The sequence below is a fragment of the Otoolea muris genome (assembly GCF_943193115.1).
Lineage (GTDB): Bacteria > Bacillota > Clostridia > Lachnospirales > Lachnospiraceae > Otoolea > Otoolea muris.
The window spans coordinates 1-25,154 of sequence record NZ_CALPCY010000033.1 but is presented as its reverse complement, the minus strand read 5'-3'; the positions used below and the strand labels follow the sequence as shown (position 1 = coordinate 25,154).

23 protein-coding genes, 1 pseudogene and 2 other annotated features are annotated in these 25,154 nt (G+C 55.4%); of the genes and pseudogenes, 5 read left to right on the top strand and 19 right to left on the bottom strand.

Annotated features, from left to right (window positions below):
- Nucleotides 1-79: 79 nt before the first annotated feature.
- Together NFS31_RS17465 and NFS31_RS17460 are read right to left on the bottom strand one after the other, a co-directional pair.
- A complete protein-coding gene (locus NFS31_RS17465) occupies nt 80-805 on the bottom strand; it encodes a hypothetical protein (RefSeq protein WP_251497836.1) in 726 nt (241 codons plus the stop codon).
- Between the two features lie 151 nt (nt 806-956).
- Entirely contained in the window at nt 957-2,666 is a 1,710-nt protein-coding gene (locus NFS31_RS17460; protein ID WP_251497833.1) for an alpha-glucosidase, read from the bottom strand.
- Nucleotides 2,667-2,703: 37 nt separating this feature from the next.
- Here NFS31_RS17460 and NFS31_RS28370 point away from each other — a divergent pair, with 37 nt between their 5' ends.
- The gene (locus tag NFS31_RS28370; RefSeq protein WP_416389478.1) at nt 2,704-2,937 is read left to right on the top strand and encodes a helix-turn-helix domain-containing protein; all 234 of its coding nucleotides are present in this window, start codon (nt 2,704-2,706) and stop codon (nt 2,935-2,937) included.
- Here the strand turns inward: NFS31_RS28370 and NFS31_RS17455 are convergent.
- Together NFS31_RS17455 and NFS31_RS17450 are read right to left on the bottom strand one after the other, a co-directional pair.
- On the bottom strand, nt 2,855-3,367 hold the full coding sequence (locus NFS31_RS17455; RefSeq protein ID WP_331482737.1) for a GNAT family N-acetyltransferase: 513 nt from the start codon (nt 3,365-3,367) through the stop codon (nt 2,855-2,857). The genes NFS31_RS28370 and NFS31_RS17455 overlap by 83 nt on opposite strands.
- Before the next feature lie 52 nt (nt 3,368-3,419).
- Nucleotides 3,420-3,839 (bottom strand): DUF3592 domain-containing protein, encoded by a 420-nt coding sequence (locus NFS31_RS17450; protein WP_251497830.1) that lies wholly within the window; start codon nt 3,837-3,839, stop codon nt 3,420-3,422.
- 304 nt (nt 3,840-4,143) lie between these two features.
- Nucleotides 4,144-4,385, top strand: a binding site (T-box leader).
- Nucleotides 4,386-4,536: 151 nt separating this feature from the next.
- Here NFS31_RS17450 and NFS31_RS17445 point away from each other — a divergent pair.
- From NFS31_RS17445 to NFS31_RS17435, 3 genes are all read left to right on the top strand, one after another.
- Entirely contained in the window at nt 4,537-5,649 is a 1,113-nt protein-coding gene (locus NFS31_RS17445) for an ABC transporter substrate-binding protein (RefSeq protein WP_251497826.1), read from the top strand.
- A gap of 91 nt (nt 5,650-5,740) precedes the next feature.
- Nucleotides 5,741-6,634: an ABC transporter permease gene (locus NFS31_RS17440; RefSeq protein ID WP_251497823.1), complete on the top strand. Its 894-nt coding sequence runs from the start codon at nt 5,741-5,743 to the stop codon at nt 6,632-6,634.
- An 18-nt stretch (nt 6,635-6,652) separates the two neighbouring features.
- Entirely contained in the window at nt 6,653-7,426 is a 774-nt protein-coding gene (locus NFS31_RS17435) for an ABC transporter ATP-binding protein (RefSeq protein WP_251497820.1), read from the top strand.
- A 64-nt stretch (nt 7,427-7,490) separates the two neighbouring features.
- Here NFS31_RS17435 and NFS31_RS17430 read toward each other — a convergent pair whose 3' ends face one another.
- From NFS31_RS17430 to pheS, 9 genes are all read right to left on the bottom strand, one after another.
- Nucleotides 7,491-8,822 (bottom strand): MATE family efflux transporter, encoded by a 1,332-nt coding sequence (locus NFS31_RS17430; protein WP_251497817.1) that lies wholly within the window; start codon nt 8,820-8,822, stop codon nt 7,491-7,493.
- A complete protein-coding gene (locus NFS31_RS17425) occupies nt 8,819-9,430 on the bottom strand; it encodes a GDSL-type esterase/lipase family protein (RefSeq protein ID WP_251497814.1) in 612 nt (203 codons plus the stop codon). Before NFS31_RS17425 ends, NFS31_RS17430 begins: the two co-directional genes overlap by 4 nt.
- A 23-nt stretch (nt 9,431-9,453) precedes the next feature.
- The gene (gene smpB / locus NFS31_RS17420; protein ID WP_251497811.1) at nt 9,454-9,918 is read right to left on the bottom strand and encodes an SsrA-binding protein SmpB; all 465 of its coding nucleotides are present in this window, start codon (nt 9,916-9,918) and stop codon (nt 9,454-9,456) included.
- A gap of 21 nt (nt 9,919-9,939) precedes the next feature.
- Nucleotides 9,940-12,039, bottom strand: coding sequence for a ribonuclease R (gene rnr / locus NFS31_RS17415; protein ID WP_251497922.1), 2,100 nt, complete (start codon nt 12,037-12,039; stop codon nt 9,940-9,942).
- A gap of 264 nt (nt 12,040-12,303) precedes the next feature.
- Entirely contained in the window at nt 12,304-12,540 is a 237-nt protein-coding gene (secG, locus tag NFS31_RS17410; protein ID WP_251497809.1) for a preprotein translocase subunit SecG, read from the bottom strand.
- A gap of 57 nt (nt 12,541-12,597) precedes the next feature.
- Nucleotides 12,598-13,887 carry a phosphopyruvate hydratase gene (gene eno / locus NFS31_RS17405; protein WP_251497806.1) on the bottom strand — a complete coding sequence of 430 codons (1,290 nt, stop codon included), beginning with the start codon at nt 13,885-13,887 and terminating at the stop codon, nt 12,598-12,600.
- Between the two features lie 365 nt (nt 13,888-14,252).
- A complete protein-coding gene (locus NFS31_RS17400) occupies nt 14,253-14,510 on the bottom strand; it encodes a DUF3781 domain-containing protein (protein WP_251497918.1) in 258 nt (85 codons plus the stop codon).
- Nucleotides 14,511-14,960: 450 nt separating this feature from the next.
- The gene (gene pheT / locus NFS31_RS17395; RefSeq protein ID WP_251497804.1) at nt 14,961-17,381 is read right to left on the bottom strand and encodes a phenylalanine--tRNA ligase subunit beta; all 2,421 of its coding nucleotides are present in this window, start codon (nt 17,379-17,381) and stop codon (nt 14,961-14,963) included.
- A gap of 108 nt (nt 17,382-17,489) precedes the next feature.
- Entirely contained in the window at nt 17,490-18,509 is a 1,020-nt protein-coding gene (gene pheS / locus NFS31_RS17390) for a phenylalanine--tRNA ligase subunit alpha (RefSeq protein ID WP_251497801.1), read from the bottom strand.
- Between the two features lie 175 nt (nt 18,510-18,684).
- Nucleotides 18,685-18,924: a binding site (T-box leader), on the bottom strand.
- A gap of 96 nt (nt 18,925-19,020) precedes the next feature.
- Between pheS and NFS31_RS28365 the strand changes: the two genes are divergently transcribed.
- Nucleotides 19,021-19,107, top strand: a complete 87-nt coding sequence (locus tag NFS31_RS28365) for a DUF6783 domain-containing protein (RefSeq protein ID WP_416389479.1) — start codon at nt 19,021-19,023, stop codon at nt 19,105-19,107.
- A 96-nt stretch (nt 19,108-19,203) separates the two neighbouring features.
- Here the strand turns inward: NFS31_RS28365 and gatB are convergent, their stop codons facing one another.
- The 6 genes and pseudogenes from gatB to NFS31_RS17365 form a co-directional block, all read right to left on the bottom strand.
- Nucleotides 19,204-20,640, bottom strand: coding sequence for an Asp-tRNA(Asn)/Glu-tRNA(Gln) amidotransferase subunit GatB (gene gatB / locus NFS31_RS17385; protein WP_251497798.1), 1,437 nt, complete (start codon nt 20,638-20,640; stop codon nt 19,204-19,206).
- A gap of 1 nt (nt 20,641) precedes the next feature.
- Nucleotides 20,642-22,123: an Asp-tRNA(Asn)/Glu-tRNA(Gln) amidotransferase subunit GatA gene (gene gatA / locus NFS31_RS17380; RefSeq protein ID WP_251497795.1), complete on the bottom strand. Its 1,482-nt coding sequence runs from the start codon at nt 22,121-22,123 to the stop codon at nt 20,642-20,644.
- Nucleotides 22,124-22,138: 15 nt separating this feature from the next.
- Nucleotides 22,139-22,432: an Asp-tRNA(Asn)/Glu-tRNA(Gln) amidotransferase subunit GatC gene (gene gatC, locus NFS31_RS17375; RefSeq protein WP_251497792.1), complete on the bottom strand. Its 294-nt coding sequence runs from the start codon at nt 22,430-22,432 to the stop codon at nt 22,139-22,141.
- Nucleotides 22,416-22,637, bottom strand: coding sequence for a DUF6783 domain-containing protein (locus NFS31_RS27885; protein ID WP_416389477.1), 222 nt, complete (start codon nt 22,635-22,637; stop codon nt 22,416-22,418). Before NFS31_RS27885 ends, gatC begins: the two co-directional genes overlap by 17 nt.
- A gap of 7 nt (nt 22,638-22,644) precedes the next feature.
- Entirely contained in the window at nt 22,645-23,976 is a 1,332-nt protein-coding gene (gene aspS / locus NFS31_RS17370) for an aspartate--tRNA(Asn) ligase (RefSeq protein WP_251497790.1), read from the bottom strand.
- A gap of 709 nt (nt 23,977-24,685) precedes the next feature.
- Nucleotides 24,686-25,154: pseudogene (locus NFS31_RS17365) on the bottom strand (hypothetical protein); the annotation flags it as partial.

Here is a 25,154-nt window from a genome sequence, read left to right as displayed (position 1 = left end):
CCGCCTGCTCTCTGCGCCGCTTCCCCGCGCGCTTATTGTCTTATGTACCTGTAAACGTCTTTTGCGTCTGCTGTCCCTCTCACGCAACTGCCGAGAACGGCCTGCGCCCTTCCTGCGCCTCTGCCTGAACCTGGGCCGTATCCTTCGGCTCCGGGTTAGACGCGGTCGTGGTGCGCGTCACGCCTCCGGATACATAGACTTTTCCGCATTCCGGGCAGATCGAAGTCTTTAAGGCCACGCTCTGGCTGACTACGCGGCGATCCTCGCGCTTTGCCTTTGCCTGCTCACGGACCACATGCTCCCTCTCATGGCCGCGGACAGCGGACGCCGCCTGCTCCGGCGCGACTCTGGTCGCTGTCTTAAAGGAAACGCCCGGATCATTGGAGCCGTCCTTATATTTGCGTTGCTCGCAGGTCTGGCATTTGCCTTCCTCCGCCGCCTTCTGGACGCCCTCCGCTCCCTGTGTTCCCTGCGCCTCTCCGGTTCCCGCCGCTTCCCCGCCGCTCCCGCTCTGGCCCGGCATATCCACATATTGAATGCGCATCCGCACCGCCATCTCTACGGGATCCGCTCCCTGACGGATAAACAGGCGCGGCTCCGGGGACCGCGGCAGAACCGGCGCGGAACCGGACACTCGGTCCACCGGCTGGACCGGCGTTTCCAGATTGTCCGAACGCCGTCCGCCGGCAACCGCCGCCGCGCCCTGCATCCCCTGCGCCGCCCGGTTCGCGGAATTCATGTGGGAAAAGCCGCTGAAACGGTACATGCTGTAATAGGAGCTCATTCCTGAAATACCACTTATCATAAAGCCACCTCTTTTTCATTCCAAAACGCCTGCGCACACTCTGAAAAGGAGGCGGGCGCTCTGGTTTACTGCTGTGGTTTTATTATACAAAAAAAATGGGGAATATTCAATCGGTATTATGGCAAAAATAAACAGGTTGGCGGCCAGAGGGTTACTGTCCATCCTCAATGACAGCCAACACCAGAAACTGCCACCTCTTCATAACTACCCGGCTTCCCCCTTCAAGGGTCTCAATCCGCACGCTGTCCGCCCCTTCATCATAATTATCAAGCACAACGCCCCGGACCGCATGCGGGATCTCCACCTCCCGCTCCTGACCTCTGCAGTTTGCAAGCGCTAAAAGCGTCTGTTTCTCCCCCCTGCGGTAAAAGCCCGTAAACTGCTCCATCTCCTGCCCAAACGGCTCCTGAAGCCCATAAACAACGGCCTCCCCGTACTCCGGATCCGTCCGCAATGCGATCAGCTTTTTATAAAAGGACAGCACGGAATCCGCCCGCCCCTCCTGCTCCGCCGCATTGATTTCACCGTAATTCTCATTTTCCGCCAGCCAGGGCGTACCGTCTGTAAAGCCTGCGTGCGGCCTGCTGTTCCACTGCATGGGCGTGCGCGCATTATCCCGGCTCATGCCGGAAATGATCGCAAGCGCTTCTGTTTCGCTAAAACCGTGCTCCAGCGCAACCTTATACTCGTCCAGGGTATTGATGTCATCCACCTCGCGGATGCTCAGAAACCGTTTATTTGTCATGCCGATCTCCTGCCCCTGATACAGAAACGGCAGGCCGAAGCTCATGAGGGAGATCCCGGCCAGGAGCTTTTTCGCCGCCTCATCCCCCGCATCTTCCGGAAGGTAACGGCTTACGCCTCTCGGCTCGTCGTGGTTTTCGATGATATTGGCCATCATTCCAATCCGCTGTGAAACAGCCTTGCTCGCAAATACCGCGTCGCGGAACTGATCTAAGGACACCGGCGTCCGGTCATACCAGCCGCGCCCGCTCGCGCCGAGCATATGGGGCGCAAAATCAAAGATTGACTCAAAGCAGCCCTCCTCCCCGATGTAGCGCTCCAGCTCCTCCTCCCGAAAATCAAACAGCTCCCCTATGGTAAACGCCTCATACGGCGCGAACGCCTCCCGCTTCATTTCCTGCAGAAATTCATGGATCCCGTCCGCCTGCGCAAGCATGGCGGCAGGGGAACACATCCCGTCGTCCCGGTCCGCCGGCAGATCCATAAAACGGAGATCCTTCTTGATATTAATAATGGCGTCGAGCCGAAAGCCCGCGATCCCCTTATCGAGCCACCAGCGGATCATCCGGTAGATCTCCTGGCGCACCTCAGGGTTCTCCCAGTTGAGATCTGGCTGCTCCTTTGCAAACATGTGAAGATAAAAGAGATTGTCATACCCCGGCAGCTTTTCCCACACGCTCCCGCCAAAGTACGAACGCCAGTTGCAGGGCGCTTTCCCGTCCTTCCCCTCTTTTATGTAAAAATACTTCCCGTATTTCCCAAACGGATCCTTAAGCGCCTTCTGAAACCATTCATGCTGATCCGAACAGTGGTTCACCACCAAATCCATGACAATGGCAATCCCCCGCTTTTTGGCCTCCCGAAGCAGGCATTCCATGTCCTCCATGCTTCCAAACGCCGGATCAATCGCATAATAATCCGAGATATCATACCCCTGATCCACAAAGGGGGACTGATAGACCGGAGAGATCCAGACAATGCCGATCCCCAGCCCCTTCAGATAATCAAGCTTCCCGGCAATCCCCTTCAGATCGCCGATCCCGTCCCCGTCCGCATCCATAAAGCTCTTTGGATAGATCTGATACGCCGCTTTGCCATGCCACCATTTTTTCTTCATCGTTCCCGCGCTCCTTGCTTTTTATTTTTGTAAGATTATGCTGTTATATAACGAAATTTTATGCGCTATATTCAGGGAGAAGACAGGCTTTACCTTCAACCGGTATTTAAATCCGTACCGCCTGAATCCGTCCGCCCTGCTTCTGAAAAACAGCCTTCCTGCCGCCGGGGCTGCTTTTGCCCGCGGCTTCAACAGCCTTCCCTGTTTTTACAAACGCTTCCGCGAATACTGTCACATGACGCCGCAGGACTTTCAGAAGAACGGGAAGTGAAAGATTTCTTCCATATCATGAAATATTCATTCTCCCCGGTAGCGTCATCCACACCCTCATTCCGGATATGAAATGATTCTTTCACATAAAATGCAACAGCCCGCGCATTCTTCTGATACACCTTCAGACAGAGCCGCCCCTTCAACCTCTTTACATGCTCCAAAAGCTGCCTGCCGATCCCGCGGGACTGCGCCCCGTCCGCGACAAAAATACCGGCTATATAATCGCCGTCCAGCCCGATAAAGCCCTGAACCAAATGCCTGGTCTCCTCTTCATACACATACAATTCCGCCTGCAGCAGGAGCTTCTTCACTTCCTCAAAGTGCTCCTCCCAATATTGAGCGGAAATAAAGGCATGCGCCCTTTGATTGGTGTCCAGCCAGATATCTGCCACTCTGCCGATCTCCGCTTTCCGAAACGTTCTGATCATCGTCCGCCCCTCCATTTACACATACGTTTCCAGACAAAACCGCCGCGCCGTCCTATGCAAACCACAGAAAGGCCGGGATCAGCAGTACCGTAAAGATCAGGACTCCGGCCGCATGGAGATGAAACTTTTGTTTCAGCATCTTTTCATCCTCTCTGGGGATAAAGCATTCCGGATTCGCTGTATCGTAATGCAGCGTCATCTTCCGGCCGATAAACAGATACGCCTTCCGGGGATACCCCCACGAGGACGCCTTCCGGATCGCTGTCCCGTCCACGGTATACTCAAACGTGGGATAACATCTGTATGGATTGTTTCCCGTATCCGCAAGCCCCTCCTCGCGAAGCTCCACAATCTCCGCCGCGGCCACGCCTTTATAGAGCTGCGTAAGCTGTTTCAGCCTTTTAAAATATCTGTATGCCCAAAACCCATTGCAGGCAATCAATCCCAGCAGCACAATCCGTATCTTATTCATCCTTTGTACCTCCCCGTATACTGTTGCCAGACGTTTTTGTTAAATCTTCGGATTTTCTGAACTATTAGAATATAATTTATAAATCCACATAAGCTTTAGGCAAAAAATCCCTTTCACTGGCTGATAAAACTACAATAGCACACTTTCGCTTCCGGTTCAAGTGTTTGCGGGGGATGACAGCAATATGTAACCATTCAGGCGGCCTGAATGGTTGCCCTTATGCCCTTATGCGTACTGCCTCCAAAAAAACGCAAATTTTCCTCTTGACATCTCCCCAAAAAAGTATTAGGATAAAACCCATAAATCGAAACCGTTGAGAAAGAGGAGTACGTTATCTGGCAGTGTCACAGAGAGCCGTGTCGCGGTGGAAGCACGGTACAAAGCGGATAGCCGAATGGACTTTTGAGGGCAGTCCTGAAATTGCAGTAGGGGCTGACGGAAACCGCAACCGTTATCTGGCGGCATATATGTTAGTATATGACTTAAGAGGGCCAAAGGCCAATATGGGTGGTACCGCGGGTTTGTTTTGACAGATTCGTCCCAGATGCAGAAAAACTGTATCTGGGACTTTTTTTGTGCGCAGCCCTGCCATAAGAAAGCCGCGCCGGCCGGCGTCTCCCTGCAAAACGGGATTTATGATTTATACCTACAGGTTTTGCACCGCGATTGATAGATTTCAGAAATGGAGGAAACAATTATGAAAAACAAGACATTTACAACTATTCTGCTTGGCGCCGTTGCCGCTGTTTCCCTGGCCGGCTGCTCTCCCGCCGCGAAACAGGGCGCGCCCTCCGAAGCCGGGACTACCGTCGCCCAGGGTGCGGCGCAGACGGAAACCGGGGCCAATCAGGGCGATGAAACGGATGCTTCTTCCCCGGGCGGGGAAACAGGCAGCGCGCATTACACCGTCGGCATCGGCCAGTTCGCCGTCCACGGCTCTCTCGACAACTGCCGGGAAGGTTTTATCCAGGGGCTTGCGGAGGAAGGGATTGTGGAAGGGGAAAACCTGACAATCCTGTATGAGAACGCCAACGCGGACGGGGCCGCGTCCAGCCAGATAGCCGCGAATTTCCTCTCCAATAAGGCGGATTTAATCTGCGCGATCGCCACGCCGATGGCACAGAGCGCCTACAGCGCGGCGAGGAAAAGCGGCCTCCCGGTTATCTATACCGCGGTGACGGATCCCGTGGCGGCGGAGCTGGCAAATGCGGATAAGACCCCTGTAGGGGAAGTGACCGGAACGAGCGATAAGCTCCCGGTGACGGAACAGCTCGCCATGATCCGGGAGGTTCTGCCAGACGCGGCAAAGATCGGGATCATGTACAGCACGAGCGAGGTGAACTCCCTCTCCGCCATTGAGGAATACAAAGCCGCCGCCGCGGAGTACGGCTTTGAAATCGTAGAAAGCGGCGTTTCCTCCACGGCCGAGGTTCCCTTAGCCGCGGATCAGCTTGTGGAAAAGGTGGACTGCATTAATAACCTGACAGACAATACGGTGGTCAGCGCCCTGCAGGTTGTGTTGGACGCCGCGGGAAAGAAGGGAATCCCGGTATTCGGAAGCGAGATCGAACAGGTTAAAGCAGGCTGCCTGGCCTCGGTCGGGCTCGATTATGTGGAGCTCGGGAAACAGACCGGCCGCATGGCGGCGAAGGTGCTCAAAGGCGAGGCCAAGGCCGGCGAACTGAGCTTTGAAATCATCGAAGGCGGTTCCTTCTATGGTAATACGAAGGTGGCAGAGCAGCTTGGAATCACACTTCCTGAGTCCCTTGTGTCAGGGGCTGCGGAAATGTTTGACGACATTGCGCCGTAATGCGGCGAAGCGTCATAAAACAGTAACCGCCCGGGTTGTCCTGAACCGGTTGCATAAAATACAGATATAAAACGGAAACAGGAGGTTTGCCATGTCCATTCTACTTGGCGTTATAAATGAAGGTTTGATTTATGCACTGATGGCGCTGGGCGTTTATATCACCTACTCCATCCTTGATTTCCCGGATCTGTCGGTAGACAGCACCTTTCCCCTGGGGGCGGCCGTAACGGCCACCCTGATCCTGGCCGGCGTCCCGCCGTTTCTGACCCTGCCCCTGGCTTTTGCCGCCGGGGCGCTGGCGGGCGCAGTCACAGGGCTCATCCATGTAAAGCTTGGGATCCGGGATCTTCTCTCCGGGATCATTGTCATGACAGGACTTTATTCCATCAACCTGGCCATCACGGGCAACAAGGCCAACCTCCCGATTTTCAGCCAGGACACGATCTTTGAAAATACCTGGATAAGCGGGCTGCCGCCCGCCCTGGCGGACTATTCCACGCCGCTTATCCTGCTCCTCATCGTGCTGGTTGTAAAACTGCTTTTGGATCTCTATCTCGAAACGCGCTCCGGCTATCTCCTGCGCGCCGCGGGGGACAATGAGACGCTTGTCACCTCCCTGGCAAAGGACAAAGGCCGCGTAAAGCTTCTGGGGCTGGCCCTGGCCAATGGCCTGACCGCCCTCTCCGGGGCCGTCTACTGCCAGCAGAAGGGATTTTTTGAAATCTCTATCGGCACCGGCACGATGGTAATGGGTCTTGCCAGCGTCATCATCGGCGCCCGGGTATTTGCAAGGATCACCGTGTTAAAGACCACTTCCGCCGTGATCCTGGGCAGCATAATCTACAAGGCGTGCGTCTCCCTCGCCATGGCGGCGGGCTTAAAGACGCTCTACTTAAAGCTTGTCACATCGCTCCTGTTTTTGCTCATTCTCGTTGTCAGCGAACGCAAAAAACGAAACGCCGTCCATGCCCGGTCTGTGGTATAAAGAAAGGAGAGCATCGCTTTGCTGGAATTAATTCATCTGGAAAAATATTATAATCAGGGAACTGTAAATGAGATGTGCCTGTTTGAGGATTTTAACCTGACCATCCGCCAGGGCGAATTCGTGTCGGTTGTGGGAAGCAATGGTTCCGGCAAAACCTCCCTGTTAAACCTGATCTGCGGCACGATCCCCCTGGACGCCGGGCGCATCCTCGTAAACGGAACGGATATCACAAATATGCCGGACTTTAAGCGCCAGCGCATCATCGGCCGCGTGTATCAGAACCCGGCCATGGGCACCTGCCCGAATATGACCATCCTCGAAAACATGGCCATCGCGGACACCAAGGGCAAGTCCTTTAACCTGCGCAGGGGAACCAACAAAAAACGCATCGGCCTCTACCGCGAGCTCCTCTCCGCGCTCGGCCTGGGGCTGGAGGATAAGCTGGAGGTCAAAGTCGGCGTTCTCTCCGGCGGCCAGCGCCAGGCCATGGCGCTTCTGATGTCAACCATGACCCCCATCGAGTTCCTGATCCTCGACGAGCACACGGCCGCCCTGGATCCGAAAACAGCCGAGGTGATCATGAATCTGACGGATCAGATCGTCCGTGAAAAGAAACTGACCGCTATTATGGTGACGCACAACCTGCGCTATGCCGTGGAATACGGGAACCGCCTGCTGATGATGCACCAGGGCCAGTGCGTGATCGATCGGGCCGGGAAGGAGAAAGAGGGCCTGCGGTCTGAGGATCTGCTGGAGCAGTTTAACGCGATCAGTATTGAGTGCGGGAACTGACGATGCTGCGGTTACAGCGCCTCGCGTTGCCTGATGCGTGAACCGTAACCTGACGGTATCTCCGTCACATGTATCCATACCTCCCCCGCCCCCACAGAAGAAACGCCCCTGTCACCGCCAGCGCCAGGATCTCCGCCGCCACAAGCGCCAGCCATACCCCGTCCAGTCCCAGGAGCGCCGGCAGGTAAAGCACCATGGCCACCTCAAACACAAGAGTCCGCATAAAGGAGATCGCCGCGGATACCACGCCGTTTCCAAGAGCCGTAAAAAAAGCGGATCCAAAGGCGTTAAAGCCGCTTAAGAGAAAGGCCAGGGCGTAGAGGCAAAATCCGTGGCGCGTCATGGCGTACAGATCCGGATCATATCCCACGAAAACGCGCGTAAGGGGCGCGGAGAGGAGCTCCGCCAGCGCGGTCAGCGCTATTCCCGCGATGCCGATGACAGCCAGGCTTTTTCCGAACAGATTTTTAAGCTCCTTTTTGTTCCCCGCCCCGTAATGATAGCCGATCACAGGCCCGCTGCCGATCGAGTATCCGATAAAAATCGCCGCAAAAATAAAATTCACGTACATGATCGCGCCGTAAGCCGCCACCCCGTCCTCGCCGGCGATGCGGATTAGCTGATAATTGTACAGAATATTGACCACCGACGCGGAAAGGCTGGAGAGCATCTCTGAAGAGCCGTTCGTACACGTCTTCCACAGGACGCGGCCGTTAAAGCCGCAGGGGATCAGCCGCAAAAGGCTTTCATTTTCCCGCGCAAAATAAACGATCGGGATGATGCCGCCCACGATCTGGCCCATCAGGGTCGCCCACGCCGCCCCAGCCACGCCCCAGCCAAACAGCACGATAAACACATAATCCATCACAAAATTCACAACCCCGGCCGCCACCGAGATTTTAAGGCTTAAGCCCGGCTTTTCCGCGGTCACAAAAAAGCTCTGGAATACATTTTGCAAAATAAAAGCCGTCTGCCCTGCAATCAGAATCCGGCCGTATACCACGCAGTGCTCCAAAAGCGCCCCTTCTGCGCCCAGCATCACGGAAACCGGCCGCAGGACGATAAGCCCCACGGCCGAGAGAATAAGGCTGAGGCCAATCGAGGCATAGATCAGAAATGAAAAATACTGGTTCGCCCTCTCCCGGTCCCCCTCTCCCAGCGTGATCGCCACAACTGCGCTTCCCCCGATCCCGATCATAAAGCCAATGGTCCCCATGGCCATCAGAAAGGGGAAAATCAGGTTCACCGCCGCAAACGGCGTCTTTCCCACAAAATTGGACACAAACAGCCCGTCTACAATGCTGTAGACGGACGTGCAGATCATCATCACAATCGAGGGCATGACAAAGCGCAAAAGCCGCTTGTATGTAAAATGATCCGATAACTGGATTCTCATCCGCCTCCGGCCTCCTTCCCTGCCATCCTCTCCCACAGCTTTTCTGCCATCCTCCTGTGGCCTTGCGGCGTTACGTGCACCCCGTCATGCGCCAGGGGAAGCTCCCACAGGCCCGCGTCCGCAAAATCCAGCCCATAGCGGGAGGCGATGCTTCCATAACAGGCGCCGAATTTCCCCGATTCCCTGTCATAACAGCCGTCCTCCTCCCGGAAACGGCCGACATCCACCCGCGGCGGGGCGATCAGCAGGATCTTCCTTCCGTCTCCCCCTGCCAGCGGATGGCCCAGCGCATGCTTTACAAACCGCTCCATCCGCTCTCCGACTGCCCCGATATCCGGAACATAGGAATTTAAAAGGTCGTTGCTCCCAAGCATCATCCATATCTGATCCACCGCACCGCACCGCGACAAATGTCTGTCAAAGGATTCCAGAGCCCACGGCTCATGGGGGATCTCCCGGCCGTTCATCCCTTCATTTATGATCTCCCAGCCGGAAAGCGCCCCCAGTATCTCCGGCCATCTCTCGTTTTCCGGAAGCCGTTCTCCAAAAAAGGAGCGGGCGTCATAGCCATAGGTGTTGGAATCGCCAAAACAAACGATCTTCTTCAATCCGCATCTCCTCCACTCCCGCGTCAGCGGTTCTTTTCGCGAAATCCCCTCTCGATCTCCCGCCGCGCATCCTTTTTCGCGATATCCTCGCGCTTATCATAAAGTTTTTTACCTCTCGCCAGCCCCATCTCGACCTTTACCAGGCTTCCCTTAAAATAGACCTTCAGCGGAACCAGGGTATAGCCCTTTTCCTTTATTTTCGAGAGAAGGCGGCGGATCTCCGCCCTGTGCAGAAGAAGCTTCCTAATCCGCAGGGGATCCTTGTTGAAAATATTTCCTTTCTCATAGGGGCTGACATGCATCCCATACACGTATACCTGCCCGTTTTCAATCTTGATAAAGGACTCCTTGATGCTGCATTTGCCCATGCGGATCGACTTGACCTCTGTGCCGTACAGCTCGATCCCCGCCTCAAAGGTATCGTCTATAAAATAATCATGGTACGCCTTTTTGTTATTGGCTACCAGCTTCACGCTCTCTTTTCCCATTTCCCTGCTCCTGTCCTGTTTTTATGTGGGTTTCACCGGGATGAAATCAATGGTCTTCGCCACCCGGTCGCAGCCCGCGACCCGGACGCGGATCGTCTGTCCCAGCTTATACGTGTTCCGGTGAAGGTCGCCGATCAGCTCATAATGGGCCTCGTCGAACCGGTAGTAATCATCCTTAAGCTCCTGGATGCGCACCAGCCCCTCGATTGTATTGGCAAGCTCCACGTAAAAGCCCCAGCCCACGACGTCGGAGATCACACCGTCGAATTCCTCTCCGATGTACTGCTCCATATATTGCACTTTTTTCAGCTTATCCGTCTCCCGCTCCGCCTCCTCCGCGCGCCTCTCAAGCGAAGAGCAGGCGGCCGCCACCCCGGGCAGAAGATCCGTATAGTGCGCGAGGCGCGCTTCATCTAAGCCGCCGCGCAGGCTTTCCTTGATAATCCGGTGGATCTGGAGATCCGGATAGCGGCGGATCGGGGAGGTAAAATGCGTATAATACCTTGCCGCCAGGCCGAAATGGCCGATATTCTGCGTCGTGTATTTGGCCTGCCTCATGGAGCGCAGCGTAAGACGCCCGATCAGCGCCTCCTCCGGCCTGCCCTCGATCCGGCTTAAAAGCTTCTGTACCTCTTTGGGATGCGCCTCGCCGCCCGGCATGCGGATCGAACAGCCAAAATTGTGGATAAACGTGGCCAGGCGTTTCATCTTCTCTGTCTCCGGCTTCTCGTGGATGCGGTACAGGAACGGAACCTCCTGCCAGAAATAATCCTCCGCCACGGTTTCATTTGCCAGAAGCATGAATTCCTCTATGATGCGCGTGGCCGTGTTGCGCTCGCGGGGCCGTATCTCCAGCGGGCGGCCCGTCTCATCGAGGATAATCCGGCTTTCCGGAAAATCGAAATCAATGGATCCCCGGCTCATCCGCCGCTCCCTAAGAAGCGCCGCCAGCTCTTTCATATGCTCAAACAGGGAAATACATTCCGCGTATTCCTCACAAAGCGCCGGATCGCGGGCCGTAACGATCGCCTCAACGGCCGTATACGTCATGCGCCGGTCCACCCGGATCACCGTTTCCGCGATCTCGTGGCCCATCGCCGCCCCCTTTTCGTCCACCTCGATCAGGCAGCTTAAAGCAAGGCGGTCTTCCCCCTGATTTAAGGAACAGATCCCGTTGGAAAGCCGGTGCGGCAGCATGGGAATCACGCGGTCTGTCAGATAAATGCTGGTTCCCCGCTTTAAAGCTTCTTCATCCAGCGGGCTGTTCTCCTTTACATAATGTGCGACGTCCGCGATGTGCACCCCGAGCCGCCATCCCCTGTCCGTTTTCTCCAGGGTAATGGCATCGTCGAGATCCTTGGCCTCCTCGCCGTCAATCGTGACTGTCAAAAGCCCGCGCAGGTCCATCCGGCCTTTTGTTTCTTCCTCACGCACCTCTGAAGGGATGCCCTTTATCTCTTCCTCCGCCGCGTCCGGAAATTCCTCAGGAAGGCCGTACGCCCGGATCAGGGACAGGATATCCACGCCCGGGTCATCCATATGCCCCAGGATCCCGGTCACAACGCCCTCCGGCTTTTTCCCCCGCTCCGCGGGAAATTCACGGATCCGAACCGTCACCTTATGGCCCGTCACTGCGCCTGCGTCGCAGCCCTGCGGGATAAAGATATCTGTGGAAAGCTTTGGATTATCGGGAATCACGAAGCCAAAGTTCCGGCTCTTTTCGTATACGCCCACAACCGTCTCATTTGCGCGCTTCAAGATACGCACAACGCGCCCCTCGGCCCGCTTTCCGGCTGCCTCCTCTTCTACAACGACCTGCACGCGGTCGCCGTGAAGCGCCCCCCGGATCTTATCCTCCGGAATAAAAATATCCGTTTCGCGCCCCTCGGCTGCGACAAAGCCAAAGCCCTTCGGATGGCCCGAAAATATCCCGATCAGCGCAAAGCTCTCCGGCTTCCCGATCCGTCCCTTGGCCGATATGCCAAGCCTGCCCTCTTCCACAAGCGCGTCCACCGCTGCCTTCAAATCGCCCCTAAGTTCCCTTGGAACCTCCAAAAGCGCGGCCAGCTCTTTCAGCTTCATCGGCGCATACGACGGATCATTTACAAGCTCCAGCAGCATCGCGCGCCGGCGTTCCTGCTCTTGCGGCTCCCGGATAGGCTCATTGGCCTGCTCTGTTTTTTTCAAATTTTTTAAACTCCTTTTATACAAAATTGGTTTCCCTTTGCGGGACTGTACAACCGGGCAGGGGAAGGCGCATCTTCCTCTGCCTGCGCGCCGGGCGCCCGTCAGCTTCTGGCTGACATAGTTCCTCTGGGCTTGATATAGTTCTTCCGGGCGCCCGTGTGCATAAAAAGAACACTCCCGTTTCCAGGAGTGTCCGAATCAAATAACCTTCAGATTTAATATGAACGCAAGGACAAGCCAGAGGATGGCCGCATATTTGGTCAGCTTCTCAAGCTTTCCCTCCATGGAACGGCTCTTGTTCTTTCCCCAGTAGCTGTCCGCGATACCGCCGATGGAGCCGCTTAAGCCCGCAGATTTTCCCTCCTGAAGCAGAATCACAGCGGATAAAAATATACAGATTATAACAAATAATACCGTAAGGATTCCCCGAATCATATCACACCTCCTGTAGTTAAACAAAGGTATCATACCATACTTTGGCTTTCTGTACAACTACTTTTTGTGAAAATATCCGGAAACCTGTTCTTCAATGCGCAAAAGCTGGTTATATTTTGCCACCCGATCCGACCGGCAGGGGGCCCCGGTCTTGATCTGGCCGGAATTGACGGCAACGGCGATATCGGCGATGATGGAGTCCTCGGTTTCGCCGGAGCGGTGTGAAATCACGGTAGTATAGCCCGCCCTTTTTGCCATCTCAATGGCTTCAAAGCTCTCGGTCAGCGTGCCGATCTGGTTGACCTTTATAAGAATCGAGTTCGCCGCTCCCTCATCGATCCCGCGCTTCAAACGCTTTGTATTGGTCACAAACAGATCGTCTCCCACGAGCTGCACCGTCGCACCGAGCTCCTTTGTCATCAGACGCCAGCCCTCCCAGTCCTCCTCCTGAAGGCCGTCCTCAATGGAGCAGATCGGGAACTTCTGAATCAGGCGTTTATAGTAATCCACCATTTCTCCGGCCGTGCGGGCCACCCGCGTCCCGCTCATTTTACTCTCTCCCGGAAACAGATAAAGCCCGCTTGCCTCGTCGTAGAGCTCGCTGGAAGCGGCGTCCATCGCGATCTTTATGTCCTCCCCGGGGCGGTATCCGCTCTGTTCCACAGCCCTTACAATGGTTTCCAAAACTTCCTCTGAATTTTTAAGATCCGGCGCAAAGCCGCCCTCGTCCCCGACGGCTGTGCTCAAATTCCGTTCGTTTAAGACCTTTTTCAGGGTGTGGTAGATCTCCGCGCACATCCGCAGACCCTCGCTAAAGCAGCAGGCCCCGGTAGGCATAATCATAAATTCCTGCAGATCCACCGTATTGTCCGCATGCCTTCCTCCGTTTAAAATATTCATCATCGGAACCGGCAGGAGGCTGGCCCCGATTCCTCCCAGGTAGCGGTACAGCGGGATCCCAAGGCCCGCCGCGGCCGCCCTTGCCACAGCCATTGATACGCCAAGTATCGCGTTTGCCCCCAGCTTTCCTTTATTTTCCGTCCCGTCCGCATTCCGCATCAGACGGTCAATTGTCTGCTGCTCCAGCGCGTTTTCAAACAAAACCGCCTCGCCCAGGACGGTTCCGATGTGATCCACGGCCTTTTTAACGCCCTGGCCATGGTAGCGCAGCGCGTCCCCGTCCCTGAGCTCCACCGCCTCAAATTTCCCGGTCGAAGCGCCGGACGGAACAGCCGCCCGCCCGGTCGCGCCGTTCTCCAGCGTCACCTCCGCCTCAACCGTCGGATTTCCCCGCGAATCCAGGATCTCCCGGCCCTTTACGCCGATAATCTCGAAATCTTTATACATGATGTCTGCCTCCTTGGAATTGTATTCGACAGTATCAGTATCTTCGATTCTTTTTAGTTTATTCGCGCGGATAGGCGATGGGGGGAAAGTTGCTGGCTGGAAAAGCCGCGGAAGGGACTCCGGAAGCAGGCGATATATCCGACGAAACCGCGCTCTCGGTCAGAGAAAAGCGCAGCGGACGCTAAGCTCGAAAAGACCTTGCTAAGCGCCGGCGGTTTTCTATGGGTTTCTTACGGATATATCGCCTGCTTCCGGCTGTATAGATGGTAAGCCTTAAATTATAACTCCTTTTTGGGGAAGTGTTCTCATTGCACATTTTCCAAATTTTAGCGAATATTATAACTTTTTATATTGATTAGGCAATTTCATTTCTTTTCCTTATGTGCCGTTATAATCGTATAACTATATACATTGATCGTTATAATACAATTATCCACGTTTACATAGCAATTTTTTCCATTTCTTGAAATAATGGCATTGACAGAACTGATTTTAGTTTTGCACCAATCAACAACATCACTTGTATCTATATCTAAGGACAGATTTCTTTTAATGCGTTCCACGCCTAGCTTTGTCGTATGCAATTTATCCAAATTATTTAGTAATTCATTATCTATATCCATCATACAACTATCCCTTTAAGTTCCGATATCTATATTACATTTTAAAATATATGCCTGCATTTGCAATATAAATTTATACTCCCATTGTCAGGGATACACGATTATATACTCGCAAAATCAGGCGCAGCGAGATTCCGAGAGGCTATTATTCTAAAAGGGAGGAATTATCATGGGCTCGTTTGTTACAATTTTTTCAATCCTGTCATAAACATTCGCCCATCCTTCCCTAAAGGCAGCCAATAACGCAGCCAGAGCCATTATCTATATCTAAAGAAACGCGTAGAAAACCGCCGGTACTTAGCGAGGTCTTTTCGAGCTGTATACGCAGGGCTGTACTGGTACCGCTGCGCTTTTCTCCGAGCGGAAGCGCGGTTTCGTTGGATATAGATAATGGCTCTGGCGGCCCCCTCGCATCTATACTCCAGCCAGGGAGCCACTAAAATACTTTCTTTACGCCCTCAGCTCAATCCCCAGCCCCTGCAGCCCATTCAAAATCTTCTTCATCACCGCACCCACTTCCTTCTCCTCCAGCGTATGATCCTTCGCCCGGAACGTAAGCGAATAAGCAACCGATTTAAATCCCGCCGTGATCTGGCTTCCTTCATATATATCAAACAGCTTATAGCTCTCCAGCAGCGCCCCGCCCCTCTGTTCCAGGACGTCCTCGATCTGCCCGGCCAAAACCTCTTTTTTCACCACCATGCTCAGATCCCTGGTCACCGGCGGATATTTGGCAAGTCCGGCATACTTATAATCAAAGGTCGCAAATTCCAAAACAGCCGGTATATCGATCACGGCGATATACGCGCGCTCCCCGATCTTATAGGCATCCGCCACATCCGGGTGCAGCTCGCCCAGATAGCCTACGGCTTTTTTTCCATAGAGAATCTCCGCCTGGCGGCCCGGGTGGAGAAACGGTTTTCCCGCGTCCGGGTTATAATGCGGCTTTTTCCTCATCCCGGCCCGCTCGAAGAATTCCTCGGCCACGCCCTTCATGGTGTAAAAATCCCCCTCCCCGTACATACCGAGCGTGAACTGGACGCGCTCGTCGGGCAGTTTTGTAAGGGGAAGCTCCTGCGGGAGATATACAGTCGCCATCTCATAAAGCCGCACATCCCGGTTCCGGCGGTTGTAGTTCGTGGACAGGGAAGTCAGCATGCCGTTTAGCGGCAGGGTGCGCATGACGCTGAAATCCTCGCCCAGAGGATTTGAGATGGGGATCGCCCTGCGCAGGATGTCATCCTTTTCCAGAAGCAGACGGTCAAATACCCTGGGGCTCTCAAAGGAATACGTCATGCTCTGGGAGAAGCCGCAGAACTCGGCAATCTCCCTGGCGATCTCTTCGATCCGCATTTTAAAGGAGAGCTTCCCGGTCGTCGCCTCTCCGGAGGGCAGGGTTGTCGGAATCCGGTCATAGCCATAGAAACGGGCGGCTTCCTCCGCCAGATCGGCCATGCGGCAGACATCCTGTCTCCAGCTCGGCACGATGATTTCATTTGCGGCGGCGTCATAGTCCAGATCCACGCGCTTAAAATAGCCGAGCATGGTATCCGCGTCAATCTCAATGCCCAGAAGGCGGTTGATCTTCTCCGGCTCAAAGGGAACGCGTTTTCCCTGGCGCTTTACGGGATAGATGTCGATCATGCCGCCCACAACCTCCCCTGCGCCGAGCTCCTCGATGAGCTGGCAGGCGCGGTTCACGGCCTCTTCCGCCGTGTTGGGATCCAGCCCCTTTTCGTATTTCCCGGAGGCGTCGGTGCGCAGTCCCAGCCGTTTGGCGGAAAGGCGGATATTCGTGCCGTCAAAGCAGGCGCTCTCAAATACCATGGTCTTTACGTCATCCGTAATTTTGGAATTCTCCCCGCCCATGATGCCGGCGATACCGACCTCCTTTTCGCCGTCGTTGATCATCAGGACGCGGCTGTCTAAGCGGCGCTCCTGGCCGTCCAGGGTCTGGAAGGCGTCGCCGTCTTTTGCGCGTTTAACGATAATCTCATGGCCGCTTAAGGTGTCATAGTCAAATGCATGCATAGGCTGGCCGTATTCCTCCATCACATAGTTTGTGATGTCAACGATATTGTTGATGGGACGGATCCCGCTGGCTGCCAGGCGGCGCTGCATCCACGACGGGGACGGGGCAAGCCGGATGTTCTTGACCATTCTCGCGCAGTAGCGCGGGCACAGCGCCGGATCCTCGACGCTTACCTTCAAATAGCTGTGGATATCCTCGCTGTTGCCGGTCTTTGTGACAACCGGCGGGTGAAACGCCTTGCCAAAGGTGGCGGCCGCCTCCCTGGCGATGCCGATCACGCTGTAGCAGTCCACGCGGTTGGATGTGATCTCATACTCAAACACCGTGTCGTGAAGGCCCAGAAGCGCTATGGCATCCTCCCCGGGGCGGGCCGTTTCCGGCAGGATGTAGATGCCCGATTCCGGGGCGTCGGGATACATCTCGCGGCTGCTTCCCAGCTCCTCAATGGAACACATCATGCCGCACGATTCCACGCCTCTGAGCTTCCCTTTCTTAATCTTTACGCCCTCTTCCGGGAGCGGGCCTCCGTCATGCCCTCCGGCGACCCGGCCTCCGTCTAAGACCACCGGGACCATGTCCCCTTCCTTCACATTGGGCGCGCCGGTCACGATCTGAACCGTCTCATTTCCGATGTCCACCTGGCAGACGATCAGCTTATCCGCGTCGGGATGGCGCTCGATGCGCTCGATCCGGCCGGCCACGATGCGTTCCAGATTTTTGTCCAGGCGCTCGCAGCCCTCTACCTTTGTCCCGGTCAGCGTCATCGCATCCGTATATTCCTCGGGCGTGACATCCAAATCAGGGACATATGCTTTGATCCATGATAATGCTGTATTCATAATAAAATAGCTCCTTTTCGCCTTTTTGCACGGTTCTCCAGCCGTCCGGGCCTGTAAACGGCTCCGGGCGCTGTGTTGCCGTATCATTCCATTTCTTTTGCAGCAGCTCTAAAACTGCGTTAAAAACCGTATATCATTCTCGTACAGCAGCCTCATATCGTCGATCTCATATTTCAGCAGGGCGATGCGCTCAAGGCCGACGCCGAAGGCAAAGCCGGAGTAGCTTTCCGGATCAATGCCGCACATTTCCAGGACATGGGGATGCACCATGCCGCAGCCCAGTATCTCGATCCAGCCGGAGCCTTTGCAGAAGCGGCAGCCCTTTCCGCCGCATTTAAAGCAGCTCACATCCATCTCCGCGCTGGGCTCTGTGAAGGGGAAATGATGCGGACGGAATTTTACCCGCGTATCCTCCCCGAACATCTCCCTTGCAAACTCCGCGAGGGTTCCCTTTAAATCGGAAAATGTGATGCATTTGTCAATCACCAGTCCCTCTACCTGGTGGAAAGACGGGGAATGCGTGGCGTCCACCTCGTCGGAGCGGAACACGCGCCCCGGGGCGATCATGCGGATCGGGAGCTTCCCCTGCTCCATGACGCGCGCCTGCACCGGGGAGGTCTGGGTGCGCAGCACAATGTCTTTATTAATGTAAAATGTATCCTGCTCGTCCTTGGCCGGATGGTTGGCCGGAATGTTTAATTTTTCAAAATTATAGAGATCATACTCGATCTCAGGCCCTTCCACCACCTCATAGCCCATGCCCACAAAGATGCGCTCCACCTCTTTTAAGGCAATCGTATTCGGATGGCTGTGCCCCACGCGGCTTTTCTTTGCCGGAAGCGTGACGTCAATCACCTCCCGCTTTAACTGCTCCTGCCTTGCCCGTCTGGCAAGGGCAAGCCTTGTCTCCTCTAAGCGCGCTTCAATCGCCGCTCGCGCGTCGTTTACCATCTGGCCAACCCTGGGCCGATCCTCGGGGGCTACGTTTTTCATGCTCTTTAACACGCTGGTCAGCTCGCCCTTTTTTCCAAGATACGCGACGCGGATCTCATTGAGCTTCTCCAGCGCGTCGGAAGCCTCAATCTGCTTTAACGCTTCTTCTCTGATTCTTTCCAACTGCTCTTTCATGGTTTCTCCTTATTCGGCAAAATATGGTTTGGGGGCGGCATCTTTCCTCTGCACGGGCCTGTGCAATCGGGCAGGGAAGAGCCATCTTCCCCTGCCCGCGCGCGGGGCGCCTGCAGCAAAGCTGCTAAGTTCCTTACGCACCCCTGCGCATAAAAAAATCCCGTCCCCCTGCTTCGCAAGGGACGGGACGTCTGTCTCGTGGTACCACCCTGATTCCTGCCCCGTAAGGACAGGCACTCTTCTTATACGTAACGTGTACGATCCGTCACAGCCTACTGGATACGCAGATCCGTGTTCAGCCATGCAGCTCCGGCGGGAAATTCGCGCTTTACCTGAACTTGAAGAGACTTTCAGCCGGTGATCCCCTCTCTCTGTAAGAAACGTAAAGCCTTACTGACGCCTTCACAGCTTTTTGACAGTTTGTTGAAACTTAAAACTTATTTTAATCACAAATCCATGGTTTGTCAATACCCTGCTGCTGTTTTTGATTCCCGCGGACAATGTTAAGTGAATCTGGCACGAATATACCGCGAAGTGGGGCGTGCAGATGCCAGGAATGAATTTTCAAACACGCTCTAGCGGTTTTTTTCGAGCTTAGTACCGCTGCGCTTTTCTCTGAGCGGGAGCGGGGGTTCCCTATGGATACGATATCTGGCTCTGGCGGCCCTCCCACACACCTTCCCCCAAACACATATCACCCCTTCAGCCGCTCCGCCAAAATCTCATTGACCTTAGCCGGATTCGCCTTCCCCTTCATCCCCTTCATAACCTGCCCGACCAGAAATCCCATGACCTTGGTCTTCCCGGCCCGGTACTCCTCCACGGTCTTCGGGTTCGCCTTAAGGGCCGCCTCCACCGCCTTTTCAAGCGCCTCGTCGTCATTGACCATCAGAAGTCCGTGCTCCTTTACATACGCTTCCGGATCCCGGTCCCCGTCGAAAACAGCCTCCAGTACCTCCCTGGCGGTGTTTAGGTTTATCCTTCCCGCCCCGGTCAGCGTGATGAGCTTTGCCAGATGTCCCGGCGAGAGCACAAGGTCTTCCGGCCCGATCCCGCGCTCCTTCATCAGGCGGCTGACATCCCCGATCAGCCAGTTGGCGGCCTTTTTCGCGTTTTTACAGAGAGCCGTTGTCTTTTCAAACAGCTCCGCCGTCTGCCTGGAGCCGGTGAGAAGGCGGCTGTCGTACTCGGACAATCCGTATTCCTCCTGATAACGCCTCATTTTGTCCGGCGCAAGCTCCGGAATTCGGCCCCTCACAGCCTCCAGCCATGCGTCGTCAATGTAAATCGGCGGCAGATCGGGATCCGGGAAATAGCGGTAATCCTTTGCGTCCTCCTTGGAGCGCATCGCATACGAGTATTCCTTGTTGTCATCCCATCGCCTTGTCTCCTGGATAACCGGCTTTCCCTCTTCCAGACGCTCGATCTGGCGTTTTGTCTCGCCCTCTATAGCGCGGGTAATGGCCTTAAAGGAGTTCAAATTTTTCATCTCTGTCCGCGTGCCGAGGACATCGCTGCCTTTTTCCCGCACGGATAAGTTGACATCCGCGCGCATGGATCCCTCCTGAAGCTTGCAGTCCGATGCGCCCAGATACTGGATCAGCAGGCGCAGCCGCTCTAAATAGGAAATGACCTCGTCGGCGTTTCGCATATCCGGTTCGGATACGATCTCAATCAGGGGAACGCCGCTGCGGTTGTAATCGACCAGGGAACAGTCCTCCCATTCATCATGAATCAGCTTTCCCGCGTCCTCCTCCATGTGGATCTCATGGATACGGATCCGTTTCTCCCCGCCCGCTGTGCCGATGGCAATGAAGCCGTCGCGGCAGATGGGCAGATAGAGCTGCGAGATCTGATAGTTCTGCGGATTGTCCGGGTAAAAATAGTTTTTGCGGTCAAATTTACAGAACTGGTTGATCTGGCAGTTGGCGGCCAGGCCCACGCGCAGCGCCAGCTCTACCACCTGTCTGTTGAGTACAGGGAGGGAACCCGGCATGCCGGTACAAACCGGACAGGTATGCGTATTGGGCGCGCCGCCAAAAACTGTGGAACAACCGCAAAATATTTTTGTGCGGGTGGCCAGCTCTACGTGAACCTCCAGGCCGATGATGGTTTCATATTCCTTTCTCATGTCACATTCCCTCCTTATCCCTGATCGGCAGGCGCCATCTGCCCCGGATCTTTTCATAGGCAGAGGCGGCCCGGAACAGCTTTTTCTCCTGGAAGCAGTCTGCCATGAGCTGCATGCCCACCGGAAGGCCCGCTTCGTCCGTCGCGCACGGAAGGCACAGGCCCGGCAGGCCCGCCAGGTTGGCGGATACGGTATAAATATCGCCCAGGTACATTTTCATGGGATCCTGCAGGCTCTCCCCCAGCGCCGGGGCCGTGGATGGCGCGGCCGGGCCCAGTATGATATCAAACCGCTCAAAGGCCCTGTCAAAGGCTTTTTTAATCAGCGCCTTGGCGCGCAGGGCTTTTAAATAGTAGGCGTCGTAGTAGCCGGAGCTCAGGACAAAGGCGCCGAGCATGATGCGGCGCTTCACCTCCGGTCCAAAGCCCTCGGAACGCGTCTTTTTATACATTTCGTGCAGATCCTCATACTCCCCGGCCCGGTAACCGTATTTAATCCCGTCAAAGCGCGAGAGGTTGGAGCTGGCCTCCGCGGAGGCGATCACATAGTAGGCCGGGATCGCGTACGGAACCATGCCCAGATCAAAGTATTCCACGCTGGCCCCCTGCTCCTTTAATCCCTCCGCGCCGGCCAGCACGGCTTTTTTCACACCCTCGTCCAGGCCCTGCCCCAGATAGTCGGACGGGATCCCGATCCGCAGGCCCTTTGCCTCCCCGGTTAAGGCTTCTGTGAAATGGTAATCCTCCCTGCAGATGGAGGTGCTGTCTTTTTTGTCATAAGAAGCCAGGATTTCCAGCAGGGCCGCGCAGTCCGCCGTATCCCGCGCAATAGGCCCGATCTGGTCCAGGGAGGAGCCGTACGCGATCAGCCCGTAGCGGGAAATGGTCCCGTACGTAGGCTTGATGCCCGTCACGCCGCAGAAGGAGCTCGGCTGGCGGATGGAGCCGCCCGTATCGGAGCCAAGCGCATAAAACGCCTCCCCGGCAGCCACGGCCGCGCACGAGCCGCCCGAGGATCCGCCCGGGACATGCGTCCGTTTCCAGGGATTCTTCGTGGGCCCGAAATACGAGGTCTCCGTCGTGCTGCCCATAGCAAACTCATCCATATTTGTCTTTCCGAGAATCACGGCCCCGGCAGCCTCAAGGCGCGCGACCGCCTCCGCGGAGTACGCCGGCACAAAATCCGACAGGATCCGCGAGCTGCACGTCGTCCTCATGCCCTCGGTGCAGATATTATCCTTCACTGCCGCCGGCACGCCCGCCAGAGGGCCGGCGAGCGCGCCGCTGTCGATCTGCTTTTGGACCTGTCTTGCCCGGGCGAGGGCCTTTTCCTCCTCAATGCTCACAAAGGCGTGGATCTGCGTTTCCTCCCTCTGTATCTGTGTAAGGCACGCCCTCACCGCCTCCTCGGCGGACACCTCTCTTTCCTGTATCTTCTTTCCCAGCTCCAGCGCTGTCATCTGTGCAATATCCTGCATATTCATCCAACCTCCTTCCCGCTATTCTACGGTGCGCGGAACTTTATACTGGCAGTCCTTCTTCTGCGGCGCATTCGCCAGCATCTGCTCCGACGCGTCGCTGTTTGTCACCTCATCCTCACGGAACACATTTTGGATGGAAAATACATGCGACATGGGCGCGACCCCCTCTGTGTCCAGCTCATTTAGCATGTCGATATACGTAAGCATCCGCCCCATATCCTTCTTCGCCGCTTCCCGCTCCTCTTCTGAGAGGGAAAGCTTTGCGAGGATTCCCACATATTCAATCATCTCATCATCAATCGTTACCGCCATTTTTTGCTCCTTTCCCGGGCGCAAATACGCCGCGTAATGCAATGTTGTCTAGAGAGCGTGTTTGAAAATTGCTTTCTGGCAGCTGTGCGTGCCACTTTGTGGGAGATTTGTGCCAAATGAACGCGGCGTAGTGGGCTACGTTAAGTGAATTTGGCACAAATATACCGCGAAGTGGGGCGTGCAGATGCCAGGAATGAATTTTCAAACACGCTCTAGGGAACCAGACGGCTTAAATCCCTTGGGAACAGCGAGGCTTCCCTCACATTTTCCTCTCCCAAAAGCTGCATGGCCATGCGCTCCAGCCCGATCCCCAGGCCGCCGTGGGGCGGCATGCCGTGCCGGAACGCGCTCAGATAGTCCTCCATGCCCTCTGTGTCCATGCCGCGCCGTCTGATCTTATCCATCAGCTCTGTATACGCATGGATCCGCTGGCCGCCTGTCGTCACCTCCAAGCCACGGAACAGCAGATCAAAACTCAAAGTATACGTCGGATCCGCCGGGTCATCCATGGCGTAGAACGGCCGTTTTTTGGACGGATAATGCGTCACAAACACGAAATCCGCATTGTATTTTTCCTTAAAATAGCGCCCGATCAGATGTTCCTCCTCCGGCTCTAAGTCATACGGATTGCGTATCTGCGTGTGGTACGCCTCGGAAACCAGCCTTTTGGCCTCGGAAAACGGAACCGCCGGAATCCGGGCCGTGTCCGGAAGTTCAACATGCAGGAGGGACAGCTCCGCGCCGTATTCCGCCTTTAAAAGCGCGGTCATATGCTGCAAAAAGCCCGTCTCCATGGCCATAATATCCCTGAAGTCCTCAATATAGCCCATCTCAAAATCCAGACCGGTATATTCGTTTAAATGGCGCTTTGTGTTGTGCTTCTCCGCCCGGAACACCGGGCCAATTTCCATCACGCGGTCAAAGACGCCGACCATCATCTGCTTATAAAACTGCGGGCTCTGCGCCAGCACAGCCGGCCGGTGGAAGTATTCAAGCTTAAAGACGTTCGCGCCGCCTTCCGCCCCCCTGGCCCCGATCTTGGGCGTGTGTATCTCCGTAAAGCCCTCGCCCTGGAGATACTCGCGGAATGCCCGCGCAATGCCCTCCTGTACCTTAAACCTCGCCCGCTCGCGCAGATTCCTGAGCGTCAGGGGCCGCATATCCAGCCTGGCCTCCAGGGAAGCTCCCAGCTTCCACTTTGACACAGCGACTGGCATCGGGACCTCCGGCGCGGAAAGAATCCGCACGGAGGTAAGCTTAAGCTCCACGCCGTGAGGCGCCCGCGCCTCCTTCACAATCCTGCCCTCCGCCTCCACAAAGCATTCTTCCCGGAGAGCCGGCGCCTCCTCATTTACAGCGCCCCGCTCCATCACAGCCTGCAGAATCCCGTCCCGCTTCCGAAGAATAATAAATACAATGTCGCCCATGTCACGGATGCTCAAAACCGCCCCGTTCGTCTTTACCACACAGCCGTCCTTTTCCTCTGAAAGCAGTTCCTGCAAATCCAAAACCCCGGTTTCCCTTTTTCCTGTCAAAAAATCCATGTGTTTTCCTCCTTCCCTTCTCACCGCGCGGCCCGGGCAGCAAACTTCCCTATGCGGGCCTGTGCAACCGAGCAGGGGAGAGCCCTCTACCCCTACCCGCGCGCGGAGCGCGTACAGCGAAGCTGCCAATTTCCTTACGCACCCCTGCGCATAAAAAATCCCGGAACATCGAATCGACATTCCGGGACGGGATATTCCCGCGGTACCACCCGCATTCGGAGAGACAGGCCGCGCCATATGCCCGCAAACCGCCTTTTCAGCGGCTCGCTTATATGCGGTTATCCGTTTTCTCCACTCTCATTCATGCTTAACGCGCACCTACGTGGCGGCCTACTTACAGAAACGTCCTATACATTTCTCAATATGCAAACGTCAAATAGATTTGCCGCCTGCGACAGGTTCAGCCGTCCGGCTCCGGAGTGTTCCCTATTGTCCCCTGCCCTCCTGACGCGGCTCTCAGCCGGTGACCGCGTCTTTCTGTCGGATTCTTTGGAACAGAGTCTCCTTCACTGCCTTTTAAAAAAGAAGACAAATCGGCCGCTGTGCGGCTTCATTGCCTTCTGTGCTTTATTTGTTATTATGCTCCTTACTATAAACCATTTTTTTTGATTTGTAAAGACCTAATAAATTTTTTTATTCATGTCTTAAGAAACCGGCGTAACTGTTCACAGGTTATCTGAATGATTACAGTTTGGCGGCAAAGGCGCCCTTACATCGCGTCAAGTCTGCGCTCGATTGCTTTTACCTTCATGCTCAGATTCAAAATCTCCAGCTCCATCCTTTCGCGTTTGCTTTCCATCTGCAGGGCCTCCTCCAGCCTCATTTTTAGGAAATCATGGCCTTCTCCTATTACATCGATCTTTGAACTGATTTCATTTTCAAGAAGCATCTGGGTTCTCAGCGCAATCTTCTTCGCTTCCCTGGCTTCCTGGCCCGCTTTAACCGCCGTCTCATGGGCCTGTGTTGCCGCTTCACTCGCCTGCGCTGCTTCCTCACGCGCCTGCTCAGCCGCCTCACGCGCCTGCTCAGCCGTCTCACGCGCCTGCTCAGCCGCCTCACGCGCCTGTTCAGACGTCTCACGCGCCTGCGCTGCTTCCTCACGCGCCTGCTCAGCCGCCTCGCGCGCCTGTTCAGACGTCTCACGCGCCTGTGCTGCTTCCTCACGCGCCTGCTCAGCC

Bases quoted from the DNA above. Each gene is read 5' to 3' on its own strand.
- NFS31_RS17465 (WP_251497836.1), bottom strand. From the start codon at position 805: ATGATAAGTGGTATTTCAGGAATGAGCTCCTATTACAGCATGTACCGT.
- NFS31_RS17460 (WP_251497833.1), bottom strand. From the start codon at position 2,666: ATGAAGAAAAAATGGTGGCATGGCAAAGCGGCGTATCAGATCTATCCA.
- NFS31_RS28370 (WP_416389478.1), top strand. From the start codon at position 2,704: ATGCTGTTATATAACGAAATTTTATGCGCTATATTCAGGGAGAAGACA.
- NFS31_RS17455 (WP_331482737.1), bottom strand. From the start codon at position 3,367: ATGATCAGAACGTTTCGGAAAGCGGAGATCGGCAGAGTGGCAGATATC.
- NFS31_RS17450 (WP_251497830.1), bottom strand. From the start codon at position 3,839: ATGAATAAGATACGGATTGTGCTGCTGGGATTGATTGCCTGCAATGGG.
- NFS31_RS17445 (WP_251497826.1), top strand. From the start codon at position 4,537: ATGAAAAACAAGACATTTACAACTATTCTGCTTGGCGCCGTTGCCGCT.
- NFS31_RS17440 (WP_251497823.1), top strand. From the start codon at position 5,741: ATGTCCATTCTACTTGGCGTTATAAATGAAGGTTTGATTTATGCACTG.
- NFS31_RS17430 (WP_251497817.1), bottom strand. From the start codon at position 8,822: ATGAGAATCCAGTTATCGGATCATTTTACATACAAGCGGCTTTTGCGC.
- smpB (WP_251497811.1), bottom strand. From the start codon at position 9,918: ATGGGAAAAGAGAGCGTGAAGCTGGTAGCCAATAACAAAAAGGCGTAC.
- rnr (WP_251497922.1), bottom strand. From the start codon at position 12,039: ATGCTGCTGGAGCTTGTAAATGATCCGTCGTATGCGCCGATGAAGCTG.
- secG (WP_251497809.1), bottom strand. From the start codon at position 12,540: ATGATTCGGGGAATCCTTACGGTATTATTTGTTATAATCTGTATATTT.
- eno (WP_251497806.1), bottom strand. From the start codon at position 13,887: ATGTATAAAGATTTCGAGATTATCGGCGTAAAGGGCCGGGAGATCCTG.
- NFS31_RS17400 (WP_251497918.1), bottom strand. From the start codon at position 14,510: ATGGATATAGATAATGAATTACTAAATAATTTGGATAAATTGCATACG.
- pheT (WP_251497804.1), bottom strand. From the start codon at position 17,381: ATGAATACAGCATTATCATGGATCAAAGCATATGTCCCTGATTTGGAT.
- pheS (WP_251497801.1), bottom strand. From the start codon at position 18,509: ATGAAAGAGCAGTTGGAAAGAATCAGAGAAGAAGCGTTAAAGCAGATT.
- gatB (WP_251497798.1), bottom strand. From the start codon at position 20,640: ATGAGAAAGGAATATGAAACCATCATCGGCCTGGAGGTTCACGTAGAG.
- gatA (WP_251497795.1), bottom strand. From the start codon at position 22,123: ATGAATATGCAGGATATTGCACAGATGACAGCGCTGGAGCTGGGAAAG.
- gatC (WP_251497792.1), bottom strand. From the start codon at position 22,432: ATGGCGGTAACGATTGATGATGAGATGATTGAATATGTGGGAATCCTC.
- aspS (WP_251497790.1), bottom strand. From the start codon at position 23,976: ATGGATTTTTTGACAGGAAAAAGGGAAACCGGGGTTTTGGATTTGCAG.